Source organism: Moraxella marmotae, from assembly GCF_042219885.1.
GTDB classification, from domain to species: Bacteria; Pseudomonadota; Gammaproteobacteria; order Pseudomonadales; family Moraxellaceae; genus Moraxella; species Moraxella marmotae.
Genome location: NZ_JBHJHR010000004.1, coordinates 172,437 through 188,004 on the forward strand (window position 1 = coordinate 172,437; position 15,568 = coordinate 188,004).

Annotated in this window: 17 protein-coding genes; 3 read left to right on the plus strand and 14 right to left on the minus strand. The window is 42.3% G+C overall.

The window, feature by feature from the left end; all coding sequences use genetic code 11:
* Positions 1 to 23 precede the first annotated feature (23 nt).
* The 8 genes from ACFBZI_RS11520 to ACFBZI_RS11555 form a co-directional block, all read right to left on the minus strand.
* Positions 24 to 1,436 carry a hypothetical protein gene (locus tag ACFBZI_RS11520; RefSeq protein ID WP_375716515.1) on the minus strand — a complete coding sequence of 471 codons (1,413 nt, stop codon included), beginning with the start codon at positions 1,434 to 1,436 and terminating at the stop codon, positions 24 to 26.
* A gap of 278 nt (positions 1,437 to 1,714) precedes the next feature.
* On the minus strand, positions 1,715 to 3,457 hold the full coding sequence (locus ACFBZI_RS11525; RefSeq protein ID WP_375716516.1) for a secretion/conjugation apparatus DotM-related subunit: 1,743 nt from the start codon (positions 3,455 to 3,457) through the stop codon (positions 1,715 to 1,717).
* A 39-nt stretch (positions 3,458 to 3,496) separates the two neighbouring features.
* Positions 3,497 to 4,465: a hypothetical protein gene (locus ACFBZI_RS11530; protein ID WP_375716517.1), complete on the minus strand. Its 969-nt coding sequence runs from the start codon at positions 4,463 to 4,465 to the stop codon at positions 3,497 to 3,499.
* Between the two features lie 2 nt (positions 4,466 to 4,467).
* Positions 4,468 to 5,598, minus strand: coding sequence for a hypothetical protein (locus ACFBZI_RS11535; protein ID WP_375716518.1), 1,131 nt, complete (start codon positions 5,596 to 5,598; stop codon positions 4,468 to 4,470).
* Between the two features lie 72 nt (positions 5,599 to 5,670).
* Positions 5,671 to 5,940 (minus strand): hypothetical protein, encoded by a 270-nt coding sequence (locus ACFBZI_RS11540; protein ID WP_375716519.1) that lies wholly within the window; start codon positions 5,938 to 5,940, stop codon positions 5,671 to 5,673.
* Positions 5,941 to 5,952: 12 nt separating this feature from the next.
* Positions 5,953 to 6,981 carry an ATPase, T2SS/T4P/T4SS family gene (locus ACFBZI_RS11545; RefSeq protein WP_375716520.1) on the minus strand — a complete coding sequence of 343 codons (1,029 nt, stop codon included), beginning with the start codon at positions 6,979 to 6,981 and terminating at the stop codon, positions 5,953 to 5,955.
* Between the two features lie 314 nt (positions 6,982 to 7,295).
* Positions 7,296 to 8,417: a type IV secretory system conjugative DNA transfer family protein gene (locus tag ACFBZI_RS11550; protein WP_375716521.1), complete on the minus strand. Its 1,122-nt coding sequence runs from the start codon at positions 8,415 to 8,417 to the stop codon at positions 7,296 to 7,298.
* Positions 8,418 to 8,438: 21 nt separating this feature from the next.
* A complete protein-coding gene (locus ACFBZI_RS11555) occupies positions 8,439 to 8,897 on the minus strand; it encodes a hypothetical protein (RefSeq protein ID WP_375716522.1) in 459 nt (152 codons plus the stop codon).
* A gap of 136 nt (positions 8,898 to 9,033) precedes the next feature.
* Between ACFBZI_RS11555 and ACFBZI_RS11560 the strand changes: the two genes are divergently transcribed.
* Entirely contained in the window at positions 9,034 to 9,705 is a 672-nt protein-coding gene (locus ACFBZI_RS11560; RefSeq protein ID WP_375716523.1) for a hypothetical protein, read from the plus strand.
* A 145-nt stretch (positions 9,706 to 9,850) separates the two neighbouring features.
* Here the strand turns inward: ACFBZI_RS11560 and ACFBZI_RS11565 are convergent, their stop codons facing one another.
* The 5 genes from ACFBZI_RS11565 to ACFBZI_RS11585 form a co-directional block, all read right to left on the minus strand.
* Positions 9,851 to 10,411, minus strand: a complete 561-nt coding sequence (locus tag ACFBZI_RS11565) for a hypothetical protein (protein ID WP_375716524.1) — start codon at positions 10,409 to 10,411, stop codon at positions 9,851 to 9,853.
* 55 nt (positions 10,412 to 10,466) lie between these two features.
* Positions 10,467 to 11,735 carry a RepB family plasmid replication initiator protein gene (locus ACFBZI_RS11570; RefSeq protein WP_375716525.1) on the minus strand — a complete coding sequence of 423 codons (1,269 nt, stop codon included), beginning with the start codon at positions 11,733 to 11,735 and terminating at the stop codon, positions 10,467 to 10,469.
* A gap of 329 nt (positions 11,736 to 12,064) precedes the next feature.
* Entirely contained in the window at positions 12,065 to 12,457 is a 393-nt protein-coding gene (locus tag ACFBZI_RS11575) for a hypothetical protein (RefSeq protein ID WP_375716526.1), read from the minus strand.
* 249 nt (positions 12,458 to 12,706) lie between these two features.
* A complete protein-coding gene (locus ACFBZI_RS11580; protein ID WP_375716527.1) occupies positions 12,707 to 13,009 on the minus strand; it encodes a hypothetical protein in 303 nt (100 codons plus the stop codon).
* A 10-nt stretch (positions 13,010 to 13,019) separates the two neighbouring features.
* A complete protein-coding gene (locus ACFBZI_RS11585) occupies positions 13,020 to 13,283 on the minus strand; it encodes a hypothetical protein (RefSeq protein WP_375716528.1) in 264 nt (87 codons plus the stop codon).
* A gap of 599 nt (positions 13,284 to 13,882) precedes the next feature.
* Here ACFBZI_RS11585 and ACFBZI_RS11590 point away from each other — a divergent pair.
* Both ACFBZI_RS11590 and ACFBZI_RS11595 read left to right on the plus strand, forming a co-directional pair.
* Complete coding sequence (locus ACFBZI_RS11590; RefSeq protein WP_375716529.1) at positions 13,883 to 14,065, plus strand: hypothetical protein; 183 nt, start codon at positions 13,883 to 13,885, stop codon at positions 14,063 to 14,065.
* 587 nt (positions 14,066 to 14,652) lie between these two features.
* Entirely contained in the window at positions 14,653 to 14,832 is a 180-nt protein-coding gene (locus ACFBZI_RS11595) for a hypothetical protein (protein ID WP_375716530.1), read from the plus strand.
* 116 nt (positions 14,833 to 14,948) lie between these two features.
* Here the strand turns inward: ACFBZI_RS11595 and ACFBZI_RS11600 are convergent, their stop codons facing one another.
* A complete protein-coding gene (locus ACFBZI_RS11600; protein WP_375716531.1) occupies positions 14,949 to 15,434 on the minus strand; it encodes a hypothetical protein in 486 nt (161 codons plus the stop codon).
* Positions 15,435 to 15,568: the final 134 nt, after the last annotated feature.

Below are 15,568 nucleotides of genomic sequence, written 5' to 3' on the forward strand. Positions count from 1 at the left end.
GTGTCCAAATATGGACACATCGTCTATCCTAAATTAATATTGATTGATTCTGCCAACTTGGTATGGAACCGCTGACCGCCGTCTTCTTCGTCAAGTACATTACTTGTGATTAACTCTCTCAGCTTTTGACGGTGAGTTCTGTAATCAACATTGCCATCTTGTTTGTGGAGCATTGGCAAGCGTTGTCTTTTGACCAAATCAATAATGGGCACATTCTTACCTAAGCTCTCTGCTTGTTTTTCAATCTCAACATAGGTATCAACAATCAATGCAAACTCTTTGAGCAGTAGGGGCAGTTGTTCTTCGTTATCAAACAACGAAATATTGCTCACCAAAAACCCATAAGGGTTGTTCTTTCTCTCACCACTTTTTACTTGCTCAAAACAAGCGGACACTTCTTCAATCAATGCCAGTGGTGGGTCTTGGTATGGTGCTAATTGCTGGCAACACTGCTTGATATATATTTCATTATGCAAAAGCACATTGTGCGTTGTGGAAGTCAATGCACCACGAATGTGAGAACGACACCAAACCACCATCGGCCCTAATGCTTGCAGGGCAAAATATAAAGCTCGGTTTCTTTCTCGCAAGCTTGCCACTTGTCTTGCTTTACTCATAATCAGATGAGCTGCTTTATTCTCTAGATTTGATACCCAAGCCGACAATAGGGCAGTGGCGAGTAAAGGGTTTTTTGTACGCTCTAGGGCTACGGCAGCGATAGCATCATCAACAGCACTTGCTTCCTCCAATGCTTGTTGCACCATCAGCCCGATACGAGAAACCAATGCCGCACAGTACTCTTCTTGCACTTCTTCAGAAAACGCATGCACCTTACCCCCTAAGAACAGAGTGGGGCGCGGTTCATTTTGAAAATCGTAGTAGCTCAACTGACCAACACGTTGTTTGTTATTAAGGTCTTGCGCCCCTTTAATCATTTTTTCAAAAGCACTGATTGCTTGGCAATTTGGCTCAAGCGAGTAGATGGTGTTTGTGGTGTTTACTTGTCGGTGTTCGTCCACTGCTCTTAAATAGCCATCAAGCAGGCGTAGCAGTAAAAAATGACGCGGGCTTTTAAGCGAATCTACATCTTGGAAGCGGTCTGTAAAAATCTCCAAAGTCTTGCTGTAAGCAAACACCATACTTTTTAGCAGGTGGTTGGTGAAAAACGCCTCGCTGATGAGCCGATTCATTCGCTCTTGAGCTTCCAGCAAAGATACCGATTGCACACAAAACCCAGCAGGGACAGCTCCTGCCTGTTCTGTTTCAATAAGATTAAACCGAATGTCTGTGGCATACAAACCAGACTCTGCAACCACCTTGAGTTTGGATAAATGCAAAAACAAATGAGACTTTTGTTCCAGTCTCTCTGCATTGCTTTGTAAAGTACTCACTGCCCCATTAATGTCATTGGGTAAAAAACGGTAAATTTCCAGCATTTTGAAACCTTGTTAAAGTGTCCAAATATGGACACATTTTTTTGTTTTAAGTTTCGTGTCCAAATATGGACACTTTTTCAATTCATTGCATCAAGCAACTAAAATCGAAATTTGGATTTTGGCGTGTCCAAATATGGACACATGTCATCAAAGCACCAAAAACACAATTTTCATTGTCTGCATTTTTGCAAGTGTCCAAATATGGACACTTTTCCTGTGCCAACTGGTTTTAACCAATGTGTCCAAATATGGACACATCACCTTTCAAAAAAAAAAAATCAATCCAATTCAAGGTAAACATCACCAACATCATCGTCGATGATTTCGCCTTTATCATTTTTTGGCTTGCCATTTTTATATGTGTCATAAGGTGTGATACCATCACGGATAGTAAACAGGTAAGTCAATTCACCTTTTTCAAACATTTCTTTGTCTTCTTGCGTGTACAGGTAGTTGGTCAAACGCTCATTTAAACCCACATACGCCGCTGTAAACTGCGGACGGTTTACTTTATGACCTGCTTTCACTTCGGCATGATAATGGCTGATAGAAGCCAGGTTTTCCGAAAAAACAGAATCACGCCCAATGTTCTGAATTAATGCCCATAGGTTGCGATCATATAGCCGTAGCCAACGAAAATTACTTGGTTGGAGTGTACCCACGATCCGAGCTTGAATGAGCATTGCATGTAAAATGGTGTGTGTATAAGCATGCTTTTTGAATATCTTTTGAATTTCAGGGTCATTGAACCAATAGCGAATATAACGAACACACTCATCATAACCAGGGTAGCCACTGATTGGGGCTTTTTCTTTGAGTTGGCTCAAATCATAACCATCTGGCCACTTTTCCTTTTTTGCTGCCGTAAGTTTGTTTTTAGGGATTTTTACCTTTTCTAAAGCCTCGCTTGCCAACCACAACCACAACCGCTCGGTGTGAACCTCAACCCACTTTTTCGCCTCTTTACGAATGTCTGATGGCACAGAACCCGCAGCAGCACATTGACCGATGATAATACCCATGATGAGTGTTTGCTCTTCTGTCAGTGATTTAATGCCTGTAAATGGCTGACCCAACTGCTTGAGCATAACACGATTAAATTTGTTCTCATCAAGTAGGGGGATTAAATCATCAACACGAGCAGACTCACCGCCTGCGTCTGTTAATGTACTGCCACTTTGTTTAGCACCGACTTGGCGAATTTCTTTAACATCTGTGGGTCTTTGAACAAAGTCTTTAATCAAACCCTCTTTGGCGACAAATGTTCGGCTTTTAAGCAGGCGAGAAAATACTCCCTCGTACAAAGGGTATCTGTTTGGGTTGATCTTTGTAAAAAACGCCAAATGTGGGTGGCTGGTGTAAACTTCTTTAAACAGCTTGTCGTAAGTATCAATCTTTTTAGACATCAACAATTCAGGGTGGTTGTTTAAATCAAATGCCCCACGAATGATTGTCGGCAAAAACATCAAAGCAATCACCATGTTTGGCACAAGCATAGAAAATAGCACAACAACATAGCTGACAGAAAAAAATGAGGTAAAGCCATTCTGGCAGCTGCCGTACGGATTGGCTGCGTCACTTGGATTACATACCACCGAGACATGCCATAATAGTCCAGTTTGTGTTGGGTCTGTGTGGATAGTAACTGCGTGCCATGCTGCCAAAATCAACCAGTAAATCGCCAAAAAATATCCTGCATGAGCAGTCTCGCTGCCAACCACTCGGCCTGCTTTCTTTTTCTTTTTATCGCGAAGTACAAATAACGATTCTACCGCTACAGAAATAAACGCGTAGGCTAACAAAGTGACAACCAAGCCCATACGCCCCATGTAATGGTTCATGATCCAAGGCACATAGGTGAATATCGAATACACATACAAGGTGGCGGCAGACATGGCGGCGTTGATGAAATACGCCACGATAACACCTGCACCACCGAGCGCCCAATGCACAAGGTCATTATCACCACCACCTGATGCTGGTGGTTTGGGTGTTGAAGCGTGTCTTTGATGTTGAGCCATGGTTTGTCCTACTTATTTGGTTCTTGGCTATGAATGTTTTTAGAAGAAATGAGGAATGTTCGGGAAACTTGTCTGATTATCCTTTTTCTTCTCTGCTTGTGTATTGGTTGCCACTGCTGGTTTTGGGTTCTCTACTTTGGTTGCGACTTTAGGCTCAACTTTGGTTGCAGGCACAACAGGTTCAGCTTTCACTTCGTTGGTTTTTGCTGAAGCGGGCTGTTGAACTTTTGGTCTTTCGGTAGTTGTGGGTTTCTCTGCTTTATCAGATACAGCTTTTTCACCCACGGGTGTTTGTGGCTTGGCTTTTTGCTTGCTTGCGGCAACTGGCAAGTGTTCATCTTCCCCCATTGGCAAAGCAACAGGAGTATAGGCACTCATCACTTTGCCGTCTTTAAATTCAAAACAAAAAGAGGGTTGGTAATCACTGGCTTTTGCCATTTGATGACAAACTGCCAACAGTCGGTTATTAAAAGCATTGCCTTTTTTATGTAAACCAAGGTTTTGCAATAGATGCGTATAAGAGCTGGTGGCGTAAAGATCTCCATTTTGCTTGGCTTGCTCTTGATGGTGCAGTAAAGACGCCAACCATTTAATACCCATAATCATATAAAATACAGGTGTTTTTTGCCCTGTTTTGGTGTGTAGTGTCAGTGCCTTATGTGTACGAACTCTTGATTTTTTGCCATGGTGTGCTTTTATAGAACGAACAATTTCCACAAGCTTCAAATGAGCCTGTAAGTGAGATTCACTGTGTTTTTTCCAAACAGACGAACAGTCACTTTCAATACTAACACCCAATAAAGCAAACCCATACCCATCTATGGACTGGTAATGTTCACTTCTATTATTTACCTTATATAAACAATTATATAAAAACTTTTCATGCTCATGTAAAAGCGACGTAGGGATTTTATCACTCTGCACGCTGAACAGGTAGCAAGAGGGGTAGGGCTTATGGTGTGCCGCTGGGATTTTTAGTTTTACGCTTTTTTGGGTAAAAGTGTCCATCGCTATTTAAACGCTCCATTCGCTTTAGCAGCAAGAAGTAAAGCACCCGCAGCTGTTCTGTCATGGTGTTTAAATTCCAGTGCTGAATTTGTATTGTCTAACTCGGTAATGAACGCATTATTGCCTGATAAATAAACAGACCCCATATAGACTTCTTCATTTTCATAATAGGACAGGCTATCAATCAACCTATCACGATAGCCCGTGCAAAAACTGTTGATTTCATCTGCCAAAGAGACAAAACGAGCGCTGCCCGCTTCCCCAATGCCACCTTTTTTGAAAATATCTTTTAATGACGCTTGGCTGAAATTGACAGGTTTATTGAGTTTTTGGCAGGCAATTTCTTTGACGCTTTGCAAAATATCTTTGTATGCCAGACCGTCTAATAAGATCGGCATGGCTTTAAGTGCTCCATCTTTGCTAATGGGCATGGCTTTGGTTTGGGCATAACCCATATCCACAAAAATACCCCCCATCACAGAAATTTCACGATCAGCTTGTTTTTCAGAACTGATCAGCTCGTAGGTTGCCGCTGTTTCCACATAGCCAAAAACAGGAGAGAAACGGTAATCCAGCCCTTTGCCTTTCAAAATCAAAGACAATAATTCCAACACTTGGTTTAAGCGTGTTTTTAGCTCAGTTTCCGTTTTTTGAACCACATTTTCTTCCGCATTACCCCTTAAAGCTGCCAAACCATAATAAAGATTAATATCTAAATTGGTGGGTTTTTGGTCGTCTCTTTTTAATAACACAGGTAGCCAAAAAGAGAGCAAGGCAACCAAAGCCATGCTTTGTTTTTCGTCAAACAACACTCTTTCATAGCTATCAAACGCGGTGTAATGGCTCTCTGGCACAGCAGGGTGTACGACAAATTTCTCAAAACTTGATGGTTGATTGGCATCTTTTGGCACTAGCACTTTGGCGTAATCGGTATGACCAAAAGGCAAAAATCCCAAAACCTTTTCATCATCAGTAACGCAAGGATCGCAAACTTTTTCTAGAAAAAAGCCGTCTTCACCACAAATCGCCACCTCCACAAAACCATCTCGAACGACAACAGATGCACCAAGTTTGGTTGGTGTTTGTTCGTCGCAAGTGTCCTCTGTGTCCACGATTTGCTCATCATTTTGCACATCAACATCACTTGGGTTTTCTGTATCAATCTCATCAACCATCTTAAAAAACTCCAACCAATAACCTAAAAATCAGTACTGCAATGGGCTGTTTTCGTTTTTCGCCCCCTTGTTTTTACCTGTCAGCCAAGTACGGATTAAAAACCAGCTATGGCGTGGGTGTAGGCGAAAAAACCCCACAAAAATGATGTAAAACATCCACATGGCAATCAAAAACAACCACATGATTGACACCCCTTTAGAGATTAAAAACGCCATTGGGAATGTCAAAATTACAGGACCTGCAGGTATGCCAAATATCTTAAATTCACGACTGCTGTGTGACCAATGATCGTATCGCATCTAACTGCTCCTTTAAAAAGAATCTAATTTTTCTTGGACTTCATCAGTAAAAGGTTCGTCCTTACTGGTGAGGTGGCGATAGCTTTCTTCGCTAATAATGCCATCTTCTAAGAACCGTTTACCTTGCGCCTCAAAACTATCCACACCGAATAAACCCTCTTTCATAATGCCCGCAATTTTGCGAGAAACGACTGATGGGGTTTCAGAATATTGTTTTAAGTATGAGCGAAGAGATGAACTAAAGGGCAGGTATTCTCTAACTGCCATTAGCGTGCCATCTGTTCGCCAAATCAACTTTTGTGAAGCAAACAAACGAGCTGCCTCTAAGATGTCAAAGCACTTTTGCGTTTGCATTTCTTTAGGGAAACGAGAGAGCAAACGAGGCATAATCGCACTGACATTACTTGAGTGGGTGGTGGCAAAAACAGGGTGTCCTGTGAGCGACAACTCCACTGCTTTATCCACGGATTCATCATCGCGAAGCTCACCCACCAAAATCAAATCCGATGAACGACGCATGGCTGCACGGTTGGCAGCATCAAAGGTTTGAATGTGCGGTCCAATCGCTGATTGGGTCACATACGAGTGTTCACTTTTGATCAAGTCGTACGGGATTTCGATAGGGTCTTCGTGGGTGATGATGTTACCTTTAATTAAAGTGTCGTTCTCCATGATGTAGCGAATGACTGACGATAGGGTAGTGGTTTTACCCTCACCAGTTGCTCCTGCAATAATCACCATGCCTTGCGGAACGATGCACTCATTAATAAAATCCATTGGGATTTTTAAATCAGAATATAGTGGTGGCTCAGCGGGTAGGGGGCGCATCACCATCGAATAAGCGTTGTCACCAAGCAAGCCTGATGCACCGACAATCTCATAGCGGTATCGAGTTTTTCTCTGAAATTCAAACTCGATATACTCAGTAGCGTTGTGCATATCTACCTGATCGCCTTGTAGCAATCGAGCCAATCCACTGACAGGCAAACCACGACTGACTAGGGTTAGGGCGTTGGGCATATTGGTAATTGCCGTAACCATTTCTGCCGCCTCGTTAATCTCAAGAGGACGGTGGGTGACGGCAAAAAGCCCTTTGCGTTTCACCTTGACAAGTACAGGCAAGCCAGGGGAAATGATCACATCTGAGATGTTTTTTTGATGACTGATTTCGTTAAAAAGTTCGTAGATTGATTGTCTGCGATGTGCAGAAAACCGCTGCGGATCAGTGTAATCTGTCACCCACGGTAGCTTTTTTATCTTGAGTGAAAGCGGTGAAAAAAAGCGCTTTTCTTCACCGTCTCCACCTAAAATATCCTCTCTTTGTAAATCAAAATCTGACATAAAAAGACACCAGTTTACTGCTCACTATTTTCAGATTCTGACTTGTCTGGAACGACAGTTGGCAGCACTTCACCAATCACCTTGGTGGTAATTTTGGTGATTGAATAGTCGGTGCTTTGTATCGTTTCAAACTGGTTAAGAATTTGTTTTCGTGGTTCATCAATCACTGGAATGTCGTTTTGTGCTTTAAAAACTTGCGTCAAAACAGCAGGGGGATTTCGCACTTCTAATGGTGTATCTGTGGCAGCAACTTTGTCTTCACTGCTTAGATAACCTTTGTACGAAACATCACGATTGAATTGTTTTTGAATGGCAGATGGTGCGGTTTTAAACTGTGGCAAAGAAGTAATTTGCAAAAGTTTTTCACCCATAAGTAGGCGAATGCCATCGGTACTGTCCGACAAATCGTAGCTGGACATGGCAGGCATTTGTAGCTTACCCTCAGCTGCCAATTGATGGAAACGCACCATACCAATATAGTCACGGTTCAATCGATCCATCGATTCAAGTAAGATGGTGTTGGCTTGTTTTTTGCCAATCTCCCAACCCTCACGAGTGGCTTTGTCCCACACTTTTTTCTCAAGTGGACCTTTTGGTTTTAGACCAGCGGTGGCAAAAACATAATCTTGATAAGCATCAGCTTCATTGGAAAAACTTAAATAATCTCGCCAGTTTGGTGCAGTTGATGCGATGTGTGCTTGCTTATAAATTTCATAAACACGGTCAGTCAAACGCACTTGCATCTTACCACTTTGGTTGTACAAATCCACCGCCTCAACGACAACAGGCGGTACAACTTTGCCCTGAATCATCAGCGGTGAGAAGTCATAAATGGCGTCCAAATTGCGAGAATTTGCCGAAATGGTTTGGCTAACTTCACGCATATGATTGCGAATTGACGCTTGCATTGCGACACTTTTTGCGTAATCTTCAACCGCTTTTAAACGCACAGCATCTTCCATGCCACCAGTCAATTTGCCCGAGCGGTGAATGCGACTTTGTGCCTTTAAAAAGTCATCAGCAGTGGCAAAGTACCCATCATTTTGATCATCAATTTGGTATTTTGCTTGTGCTTGACTGGCAAAAACCGCCCCAAGACAACACGCCAATACCGTTAAAAATTTTTGCGTTTTCATCAAAAAATTCCCCTTGTCCAATCAATAAATCAAGGTGATGGTTTTGTCATTTTTATTGATCGCAATGCTGGCTTGATTGACAAGTTTTGCGTTTAGATTGATCAAAATATCTTCTGGCGTGCCATGCACTTTGGTGAAATTGACGGTTGGCAAATCACGCACATTGCCCATCTCAATAAAGCGATAACCGTACTTAATTGCCATGCTGGCAAGAATTTGTCGTGGCTTACCAATGTAGTCAATCACGATGCGATCGCTTTCAAAATTGGCTTGTCTTTGATCCAAAGTCATGTTTTGTGCTTGACGATATTTGGTCAAAACTTGCATGGCATTCGATGCTTTTTGTGACTCTTGGGCGACGATGTCAAGTGCCGAATACGACTGCAAATTTTTGGTGGTGATGTGGCTTGGTGTGCTGGCACAACCTGCCAAAGCAGCCGATGAAATGACAGCGGCAGCGAGTAAAAATTTTTGATTCATAACTTAAGTTTCCGATAAAAATTTAACCAAATCCAGTGGAAAACAATTCGCGATATGTTACTCCACTTTCATGATATATATTAGCATAGCTAAAATATATAATCCAGTGTTATTTTTTGATGGTTTTGGCAGTTTTGTGGCGTTTTATGACTGGGACAGTGCGTTTTATGACACACCAATGGCTTTTTTCAACGCAAAGATGGTGTTTTATGACATATTGATGGCGTTTTTTAACGCAAGCACGGTGTTTTTCGACATGCAGTTGGCTTTTTGCGACAGACAAGTGGCGTTTTGCAACCCAAGAATGGTGTTTTATAACGCAAGTGTGGCTTTTTATGACATGAAATTGGTGTTTTTTAACGCAAGTGTGGCGTTTTACGACAGACAAGCGGCGTTTTATGGCGTAAACATGGCTTTTTTCAACGCAAAGATGGTGTTTTATAACACATTGATGGCGTTTTTTAACACTAAGGTGGTGTTTTTTAACGCAAACATGGCGTTTTACGACAGACAAGCGGCGTTTTATGGCGTAAACATGGCTTTTTTCAACGCAAAGATGGTGTTTTATAACACATTGATGGCGTTTTTTAACACTAAGGTGGTGTTTTTTAACGCAAACATGGCGTTTTACGACAGACAAGCGGCGTTTTACGACATGCCAATGGCTTTTTTCAACGCAAGTGTGGCGTTTTACGACATATTGGTGGCTTTTTTTAACACTAAAGTGGCTTTTTACGACGCAAACATGGCGTTTTTTAACACTAAGGTGGTGTTTTACGACATGAAGATGGCTTTTTATGACAGATAAGTGGCGTTTTACGACATTTGTTTAAAACCACCAATTTTGCATAAAAAAACAGGCGGATTGATGTTCCATGTAACAGGGGCTTTAGTACCACTTTCCCCCAATCACTCCACCTGCTTTTTGCACGATAAATAAGCCAGTTTGCCTGTTAAAATTCCCCCTGTTTATCCTCATTGTCTTGGTCAGCCATGTGGGTCTGCACAAACTCCCAACAGTTTTTTGGTCTGTTTGCCGCATCAGTTTTGGGTGCTTTAGGCGTTGGTTTACTCTGCTGATTGGCGGTGGTGTCAGCCACTTTGTCAGCAGTTTTACCACCAGTTTCACCTGCAGTCTGCCCAGTTTTTTGCTCATCACTTGATGTGCGGATAAGCTGTTTTTCTTTGGGCATTGGCTCATCAGGAGCACTCTGTTGATGGCTTTTTTCTGTCAAAACTTCACTGTCTTGTGCCGATAATCGCTGTACTTTATCCGCCACAATGATGGTGTAATTAACCACAACTTGACCACTTTCTGGGTCATTAAAATGTTTGGTGTGCGTACCAAGTCTGCCCTCAATCATCACAGGCTCACCCACCAAAAACGACTCACTGGACAGCACTTTGTGTTCTGCATTGCCGTGCAAAACTGTCAGCACATGTTTGTTGCTTGCCTTGGTAAAAACCTGTTTGATGGTGGCAGTCAGCATCACCTTATTGACAATCACGCTCATAAAATTTGCTCTTAAAAAATTAAAATCAACGCCCTATCTTAACCCAAAAACTCACCTAAGCGTATCCCAATTTTGTCATCGCTTGACGAAAATGTAAGCGGAACATCAAGTCACGATGAGCCGTACCTGCTTGTCGTGCTGCTCGGTAATTGGCAAGCACCGAACCTGGCACAAGCCTGTCCACTTCATCAAAGATTTGTCTTTGAATGTCTTCTGACATAACCTCAAAATTCAGCACAAACATTTGGTTTTTGCTTTGTTCACTGGCACGGATTTTCTCATCTTCTTCTTCAAGCAAATCCAAAACCATCTGCGTTTGTTGTCGCTTTTGTTTGTTCTGTCTTTTGCGTTCTTCTTGTTCTTTGGCGGCCGCCACACCCCATTTTTCCATCATCGCTTTTTTGGTGATATTCTCTTTATGGCGAGCAGTGATCTGTCTGCCTGTGGCGTTTAAAAATGCCACATAGTCGTCAATCTGTGCCTCAATAATCGCCACTTCTTCTTCATCAACATCGACAGGGGCGGTGGCAATCTCAAGCGCTCTTAACGACTCTTCGCTGCGTCCTTTGGCCAAACCCGTTCCTTGAAATTTGACAGTGAACCAGAACCCCTCAATGGCTCTGCCTGACTTTTTATCGGTATATTGTGCTGCCAAATCGGTGAACTCATTGACTTGGTTTAAAGCAAAATCAAGCACCCGTTTTTTAAAATCAAACATGCGTGGATATTCAAAATCTTGCAAACCCATGCGCCGTCTTAGCTCTTCGGTTGAGATAAAAAACTTGCCAAAATTTTTATACTTTGCCAAAGTTTCATACAAACGAATGGCGTAAATGCCCTCAAGCTGTGAGACCAAGCGAATGTCATATTGTGTGAAATTGCGATCCAGTGCCACTAAAAATGGAATGATGTCTTCTGAGAATTTTAGCTTAATCATGCCCACGCTTTCTTCATAATTGATGTGCTGAACAAAGCTGCCGTGGCCGATAGCAGGCTTGCCCCTTTCGTTGATGTAGTTGTATTGGAAACGATCCTCCATCATGCCATCACAAGCGGCTTTAAGAGCTTGGTAAGCGGCATTTCTTTTGACATCAAACACTGCCATGTAGTCGGACGCATAGACCATCAGCACCTTTCGTTTGAGAACTTCTTCACTGTCTGTCACCGCCCGTGCTTTTAAGATGGCCAATAGGATCAGTCGCTGTTTTGCTTCGCTTAAACGAAACGCTGCCTCAATCAAACTGTTGTGTTTGACCACCATCAGTTGGCGTTCATCAAAGCTGGTTGTTAATGACACGTCTTTTGTTGTTTTGATTTTTTTCATAGTGTATTTTTTGGGGAATTGCACCACTGGCTGACGAACTTTTTCATGCAACAAACCGTTTACAATTGACGGCAATTTCCTGTGGATAACTCAAAATGGCTTGCACACTATCCGTCGTCTTATTGCACACTATCCGTCGTCTTATTGCACACTATCCGTCGTCTTATTTCTTCGCTATCCCTTGCCACACAAGGCCTAGCGGAGGCCCTAAAATAAAATAAAAATTTATAAAAATAAAAGAACATCAATCTTCAATTTTCATGTTTCTAAATTATTACTGGGCTAAGATAACCACCTTGGACGAAACAGGTTTAATTCCCCAACCTCCCTTACTGATTATCAACGAATGGATTTGTGAACAGGAATTTAACCACAGCGTCGCCATAGGCAATCTTGATTTGGTCTTTGAGTCTTTGGGCAAATCTTAACTGACTTAACACGCTGTGAGCAGCTGCTAGGCGTTGTTTAAATGACAAAGCAGCCTCATGGTCTGTCACCACAGGTATGCCAAAAGTCTCAAACTTTTCAGCGGTGGCTTTGATGGTGATACCTGTTTGCTCATCGGTAATCGATAGGGTGAAGCTGTCTTTTTTCTGACCCTTTCTTAGGTTCAAATTTAGACCGCATTCTTTGTAAACTGCTTTGACGGACGACAAAAAAGTCCGCTTGGCAAGACTAAAATTGAAGTGGTGGACCAACAGGTCAATGGTTTCTTGATTCATGTTTTTACTCCGATAGTTAAACACAAATCAAGTGTAGGATAAGAAATTTCAGGGGAGCGAAAACCTATCTGACGCACTTTTATCTTGCGTTAGCATTCCTCAATCCCATCTGCTCCCCCCCATCTCCCAACCAAAAAAATCCCCCGCACTTAGCAGGGGCAACCAACAACGCTAAAAACGCTCTAATCGCTTTTGAATGGCAACCTAGTATAACCCTACCACCCACCACTCAGACCACTGTTAAAACGCTTAAAAAACGCAATCATCAATCAAAATATAAGACCTTAGCTGTCGGCACTCAAACATCAATGAAAAGCGAATATGTTTTAGCTCGTCCAAATCAAATCCATTGGTCATCAGCTCAGTATATCCTGCATTCTCACCATCAGCATGAATGCGATAAGGAAACTTGTAAGTGCATTCAACATCAACATCTTGGGTTGGTAAATAGCGAACCATGAAGTAGCCATTTTGCAAAACCTGCACTGTCATATAGCCATAATCTTTGCCATCAAGCAGTGCTAAATCATCGGCATGAATAAATAAGCTCATCACATTCTCCTTATGCAAAAACCCCCATCAGCCCAGCACGATAGCCGAACATCTGTTTTAAAATCCGAGTCGCACTGGCAGGTGTGGCATGGCAAATGGCAGGGTTTTTATCACTGGTGGTCATTCGCCCATCGGCACGAAACACCCAACAGTCAGCACCTGTTACAATCGCCAGTGGGTAGTCTGGATTGTTGGTTGCTTGTAAAGTGAAAACCTTAATTGGGCTTTTATTTGCTTTGGCTATGAAGTGAACTTTGTCGCCAGCTTGAAACATGGTTTTTTTCTCCAGTTATGTTGGTGATGTAGTTATGATAACTGGAAAGTAAAACAGCAAGACAAACCAATCTCCGAAAACTATGGCAGGGCGTTAGCCATAACAAGCTGATCGTTCACAATAGATTGGTTGAAATGGAAAAGGCACAGGCGGGAAATGCGGCTGGTGTCAAAAACAAAAAACCCGCCAGTTTGTGCGTCAATTGAGAGGCATGGCGGGCGTGTTTGACGCATTATATCATCAGAAAAGATGGCAAGCAATGTCAAAGAAAAACTTAATTTTTTGGGTAATAAAAAAGCCAAGATTTCAGCCCAAAAGCTAGAAATTACTTGACTTTTTATATAAGTACCCTTATAATAGGTACTGCCTAGCTGTTGGTTTCGCTAGGTAGGTGCTGGTGACTAGCACCAGTAAATTTTAAGGAGACGACAATGATTGCCCTAGTAAAGCTCATTGTCCTTGTTATCCTAATGTGCATTAGTAATAATGCGTTTTAGATAACAAGCCAGCCAAACAACAATAACCTTGGCTGGGGGTTGGTGGGAGGTCCGCAAAATCGCCCATCAACCTGATCCTTAAAACCATTATAGGTTCAAAATATGGCAAAGTCAAGATCTGAAATTCAAGCAAAATCGGACGCAAAGCGCGGCATCATCAGCAAGACTTATAAACTACATCAAGACGATGTTGCACTGATCAAAGAGTATGCCGAACGCTTAGGTATTCCGCAAAACCAACTCATCATCAATGCAGTTCGAGCTTATGTCAAGGAACACTCCTAATCACAGCTCAAACCAACGCCTCAGCCATGTAGGTGATGGCGTTGGTTAGTCTTTTTAGCTGTGCGTGTCTAGCACTTTAAGCACCTCAAACTTGACCAACAAAAAAAAGCCAAGACCCCAGTAAAAACTGTAAAATCTTGACTTTTTGTATAGTAAAGTTTATAATATATGGGTCTGACAAGGCTTGTCAGACTGGGACGGCACTAACCAGTGCTAGTGCCAAAAGTGTAAGGAGCGAACGATGAACTTTGTAGTGAAAGCATTGATCCTCATCGTCCTTATATTGGTGAGCACTTCCGCTTACTGATATGAGGATACCTAAGGCGAGTTGCGATCGCTAAGGTACGGTTAGGTGGAAACGCCTAGCCAACTCCTTAACTTTAATCTTAACAAATGCACAGAAAAAAGTCAACAAATAATCCCCAAAAAGTTACCGCCACTGCACAAGGCTAGTGGCGGTTCCTAGGAGATTAAACGAAACTCTCGCTAAACTCATCATCATTGTGGGTGCTATCTTACCCACATTCTAAGCAAGAGTCAATAGTTTTTTACTAACTATTGCATTAGCACAAGAAAGACGCTATAGTATGCACTTGGATTGGGTTGCACCGCAGGTTGGTGCAGTAATTCCTAATCGGCAAAACGCTCTGACTTCGGTTAACCGTTTTGTTTTTGGACAGGGTCGCACCACAGGTTGGTGTTGTAATTCCCAGTTGGCAAACGCTCTAACTTCGGTTGGGGCGTTTTGTTTGACAGACAACAAATAATTCCCCAAAATTCGAATAGGGCGTTAGCCTTACTGGTCTGTTCACCGCTCCGCACTCGCCTGTAACCAAGCCAAAAAAATCCCCACTATCTAGCAGGGATTTTTTAAGATATTTTGTTAGTTGTTCACTTTGTTGATATGGTTGTATAGCTCTTTGAAAATATCAAACTGTGCTTTGTCGGTTACTTGGTTCAAATGTGAGTGGCTGACTTTTTTGGTTTTCATATCCACCACCAAGCGGGCTTTTTGCACACCTACCACAAAAAAGCGGTTAGGATATTTACGCCATTGGGTGATTTTGCCATCAGCCAACAAGTCCAAAATGATTTGTGGTAATTCTTGCTTGACCGCTTCGCAGTTGGCAATTTTATCCTGTTCACGCTCAATGGCTTGTTGAGTACGCTCAATGCTGTCTAGCTGGCTTCTGATTGAGCTTGATTGTCTATCCCAGCGGTTCATGGTGCTTTGTCCATTTCGTTTGTCATTGAGTGGTTGCCCATTGGCTTGGCGGACATCGTCAAAATGGTTGCTAATTTTGCTATCCAAGATGGCTTGTTTTTTAGCCAGTGAATTTTGTAGGATTTCAAGGCGGCTGGTGGTCATGGTACATTTTCCTGTGTTGTTGCGTTGATTAACTTGATGGGTTTATTATAGGGCAAAGACAAAACACCAAACCAACAATCCGCAATAACCCTTTATGATAGGGCGTTAGCCTTACATGTCCATTCATCACACGC

What these genes read in the sequence shown, in the direction of transcription:
- ACFBZI_RS11520 (WP_375716515.1), bottom strand. Translation starts at nt 1,436, where the DNA reads ATGCTGGAAATTTACCGTTTTTTACCCAATGACATTAATGGGGCAGTG.
- ACFBZI_RS11525 (WP_375716516.1), bottom strand. Translation starts at nt 3,457, where the DNA reads ATGGCTCAACATCAAAGACACGCTTCAACACCCAAACCACCAGCATCA.
- ACFBZI_RS11530 (WP_375716517.1), bottom strand. Translation starts at nt 4,465, where the DNA reads ATGGACACTTTTACCCAAAAAAGCGTAAAACTAAAAATCCCAGCGGCA.
- ACFBZI_RS11540 (WP_375716519.1), bottom strand. Translation starts at nt 5,940, where the DNA reads ATGCGATACGATCATTGGTCACACAGCAGTCGTGAATTTAAGATATTT.
- ACFBZI_RS11545 (WP_375716520.1), bottom strand. Translation starts at nt 6,981, where the DNA reads ATGGTTACGGCAATTACCAATATGCCCAACGCCCTAACCCTAGTCAGT.
- ACFBZI_RS11550 (WP_375716521.1), bottom strand. Translation starts at nt 8,417, where the DNA reads ATGAAAACGCAAAAATTTTTAACGGTATTGGCGTGTTGTCTTGGGGCG.
- ACFBZI_RS11555 (WP_375716522.1), bottom strand. Translation starts at nt 8,897, where the DNA reads ATGAATCAAAAATTTTTACTCGCTGCCGCTGTCATTTCATCGGCTGCT.
- ACFBZI_RS11565 (WP_375716524.1), bottom strand. Translation starts at nt 10,411, where the DNA reads ATGAGCGTGATTGTCAATAAGGTGATGCTGACTGCCACCATCAAACAG.
- ACFBZI_RS11570 (WP_375716525.1), bottom strand. Translation starts at nt 11,735, where the DNA reads ATGAAAAAAATCAAAACAACAAAAGACGTGTCATTAACAACCAGCTTT.
- ACFBZI_RS11575 (WP_375716526.1), bottom strand. Translation starts at nt 12,457, where the DNA reads ATGAATCAAGAAACCATTGACCTGTTGGTCCACCACTTCAATTTTAGT.
- ACFBZI_RS11580 (WP_375716527.1), bottom strand. Translation starts at nt 13,009, where the DNA reads ATGAGCTTATTTATTCATGCCGATGATTTAGCACTGCTTGATGGCAAA.
- ACFBZI_RS11585 (WP_375716528.1), bottom strand. Translation starts at nt 13,283, where the DNA reads ATGTTTCAAGCTGGCGACAAAGTTCACTTCATAGCCAAAGCAAATAAA.
- ACFBZI_RS11590 (WP_375716529.1), top strand. Translation starts at nt 13,883, where the DNA reads ATGGCAAAGTCAAGATCTGAAATTCAAGCAAAATCGGACGCAAAGCGC.
- ACFBZI_RS11595 (WP_375716530.1), top strand. Translation starts at nt 14,653, where the DNA reads ATGCACTTGGATTGGGTTGCACCGCAGGTTGGTGCAGTAATTCCTAAT.
- ACFBZI_RS11600 (WP_375716531.1), bottom strand. Translation starts at nt 15,434, where the DNA reads ATGACCACCAGCCGCCTTGAAATCCTACAAAATTCACTGGCTAAAAAA.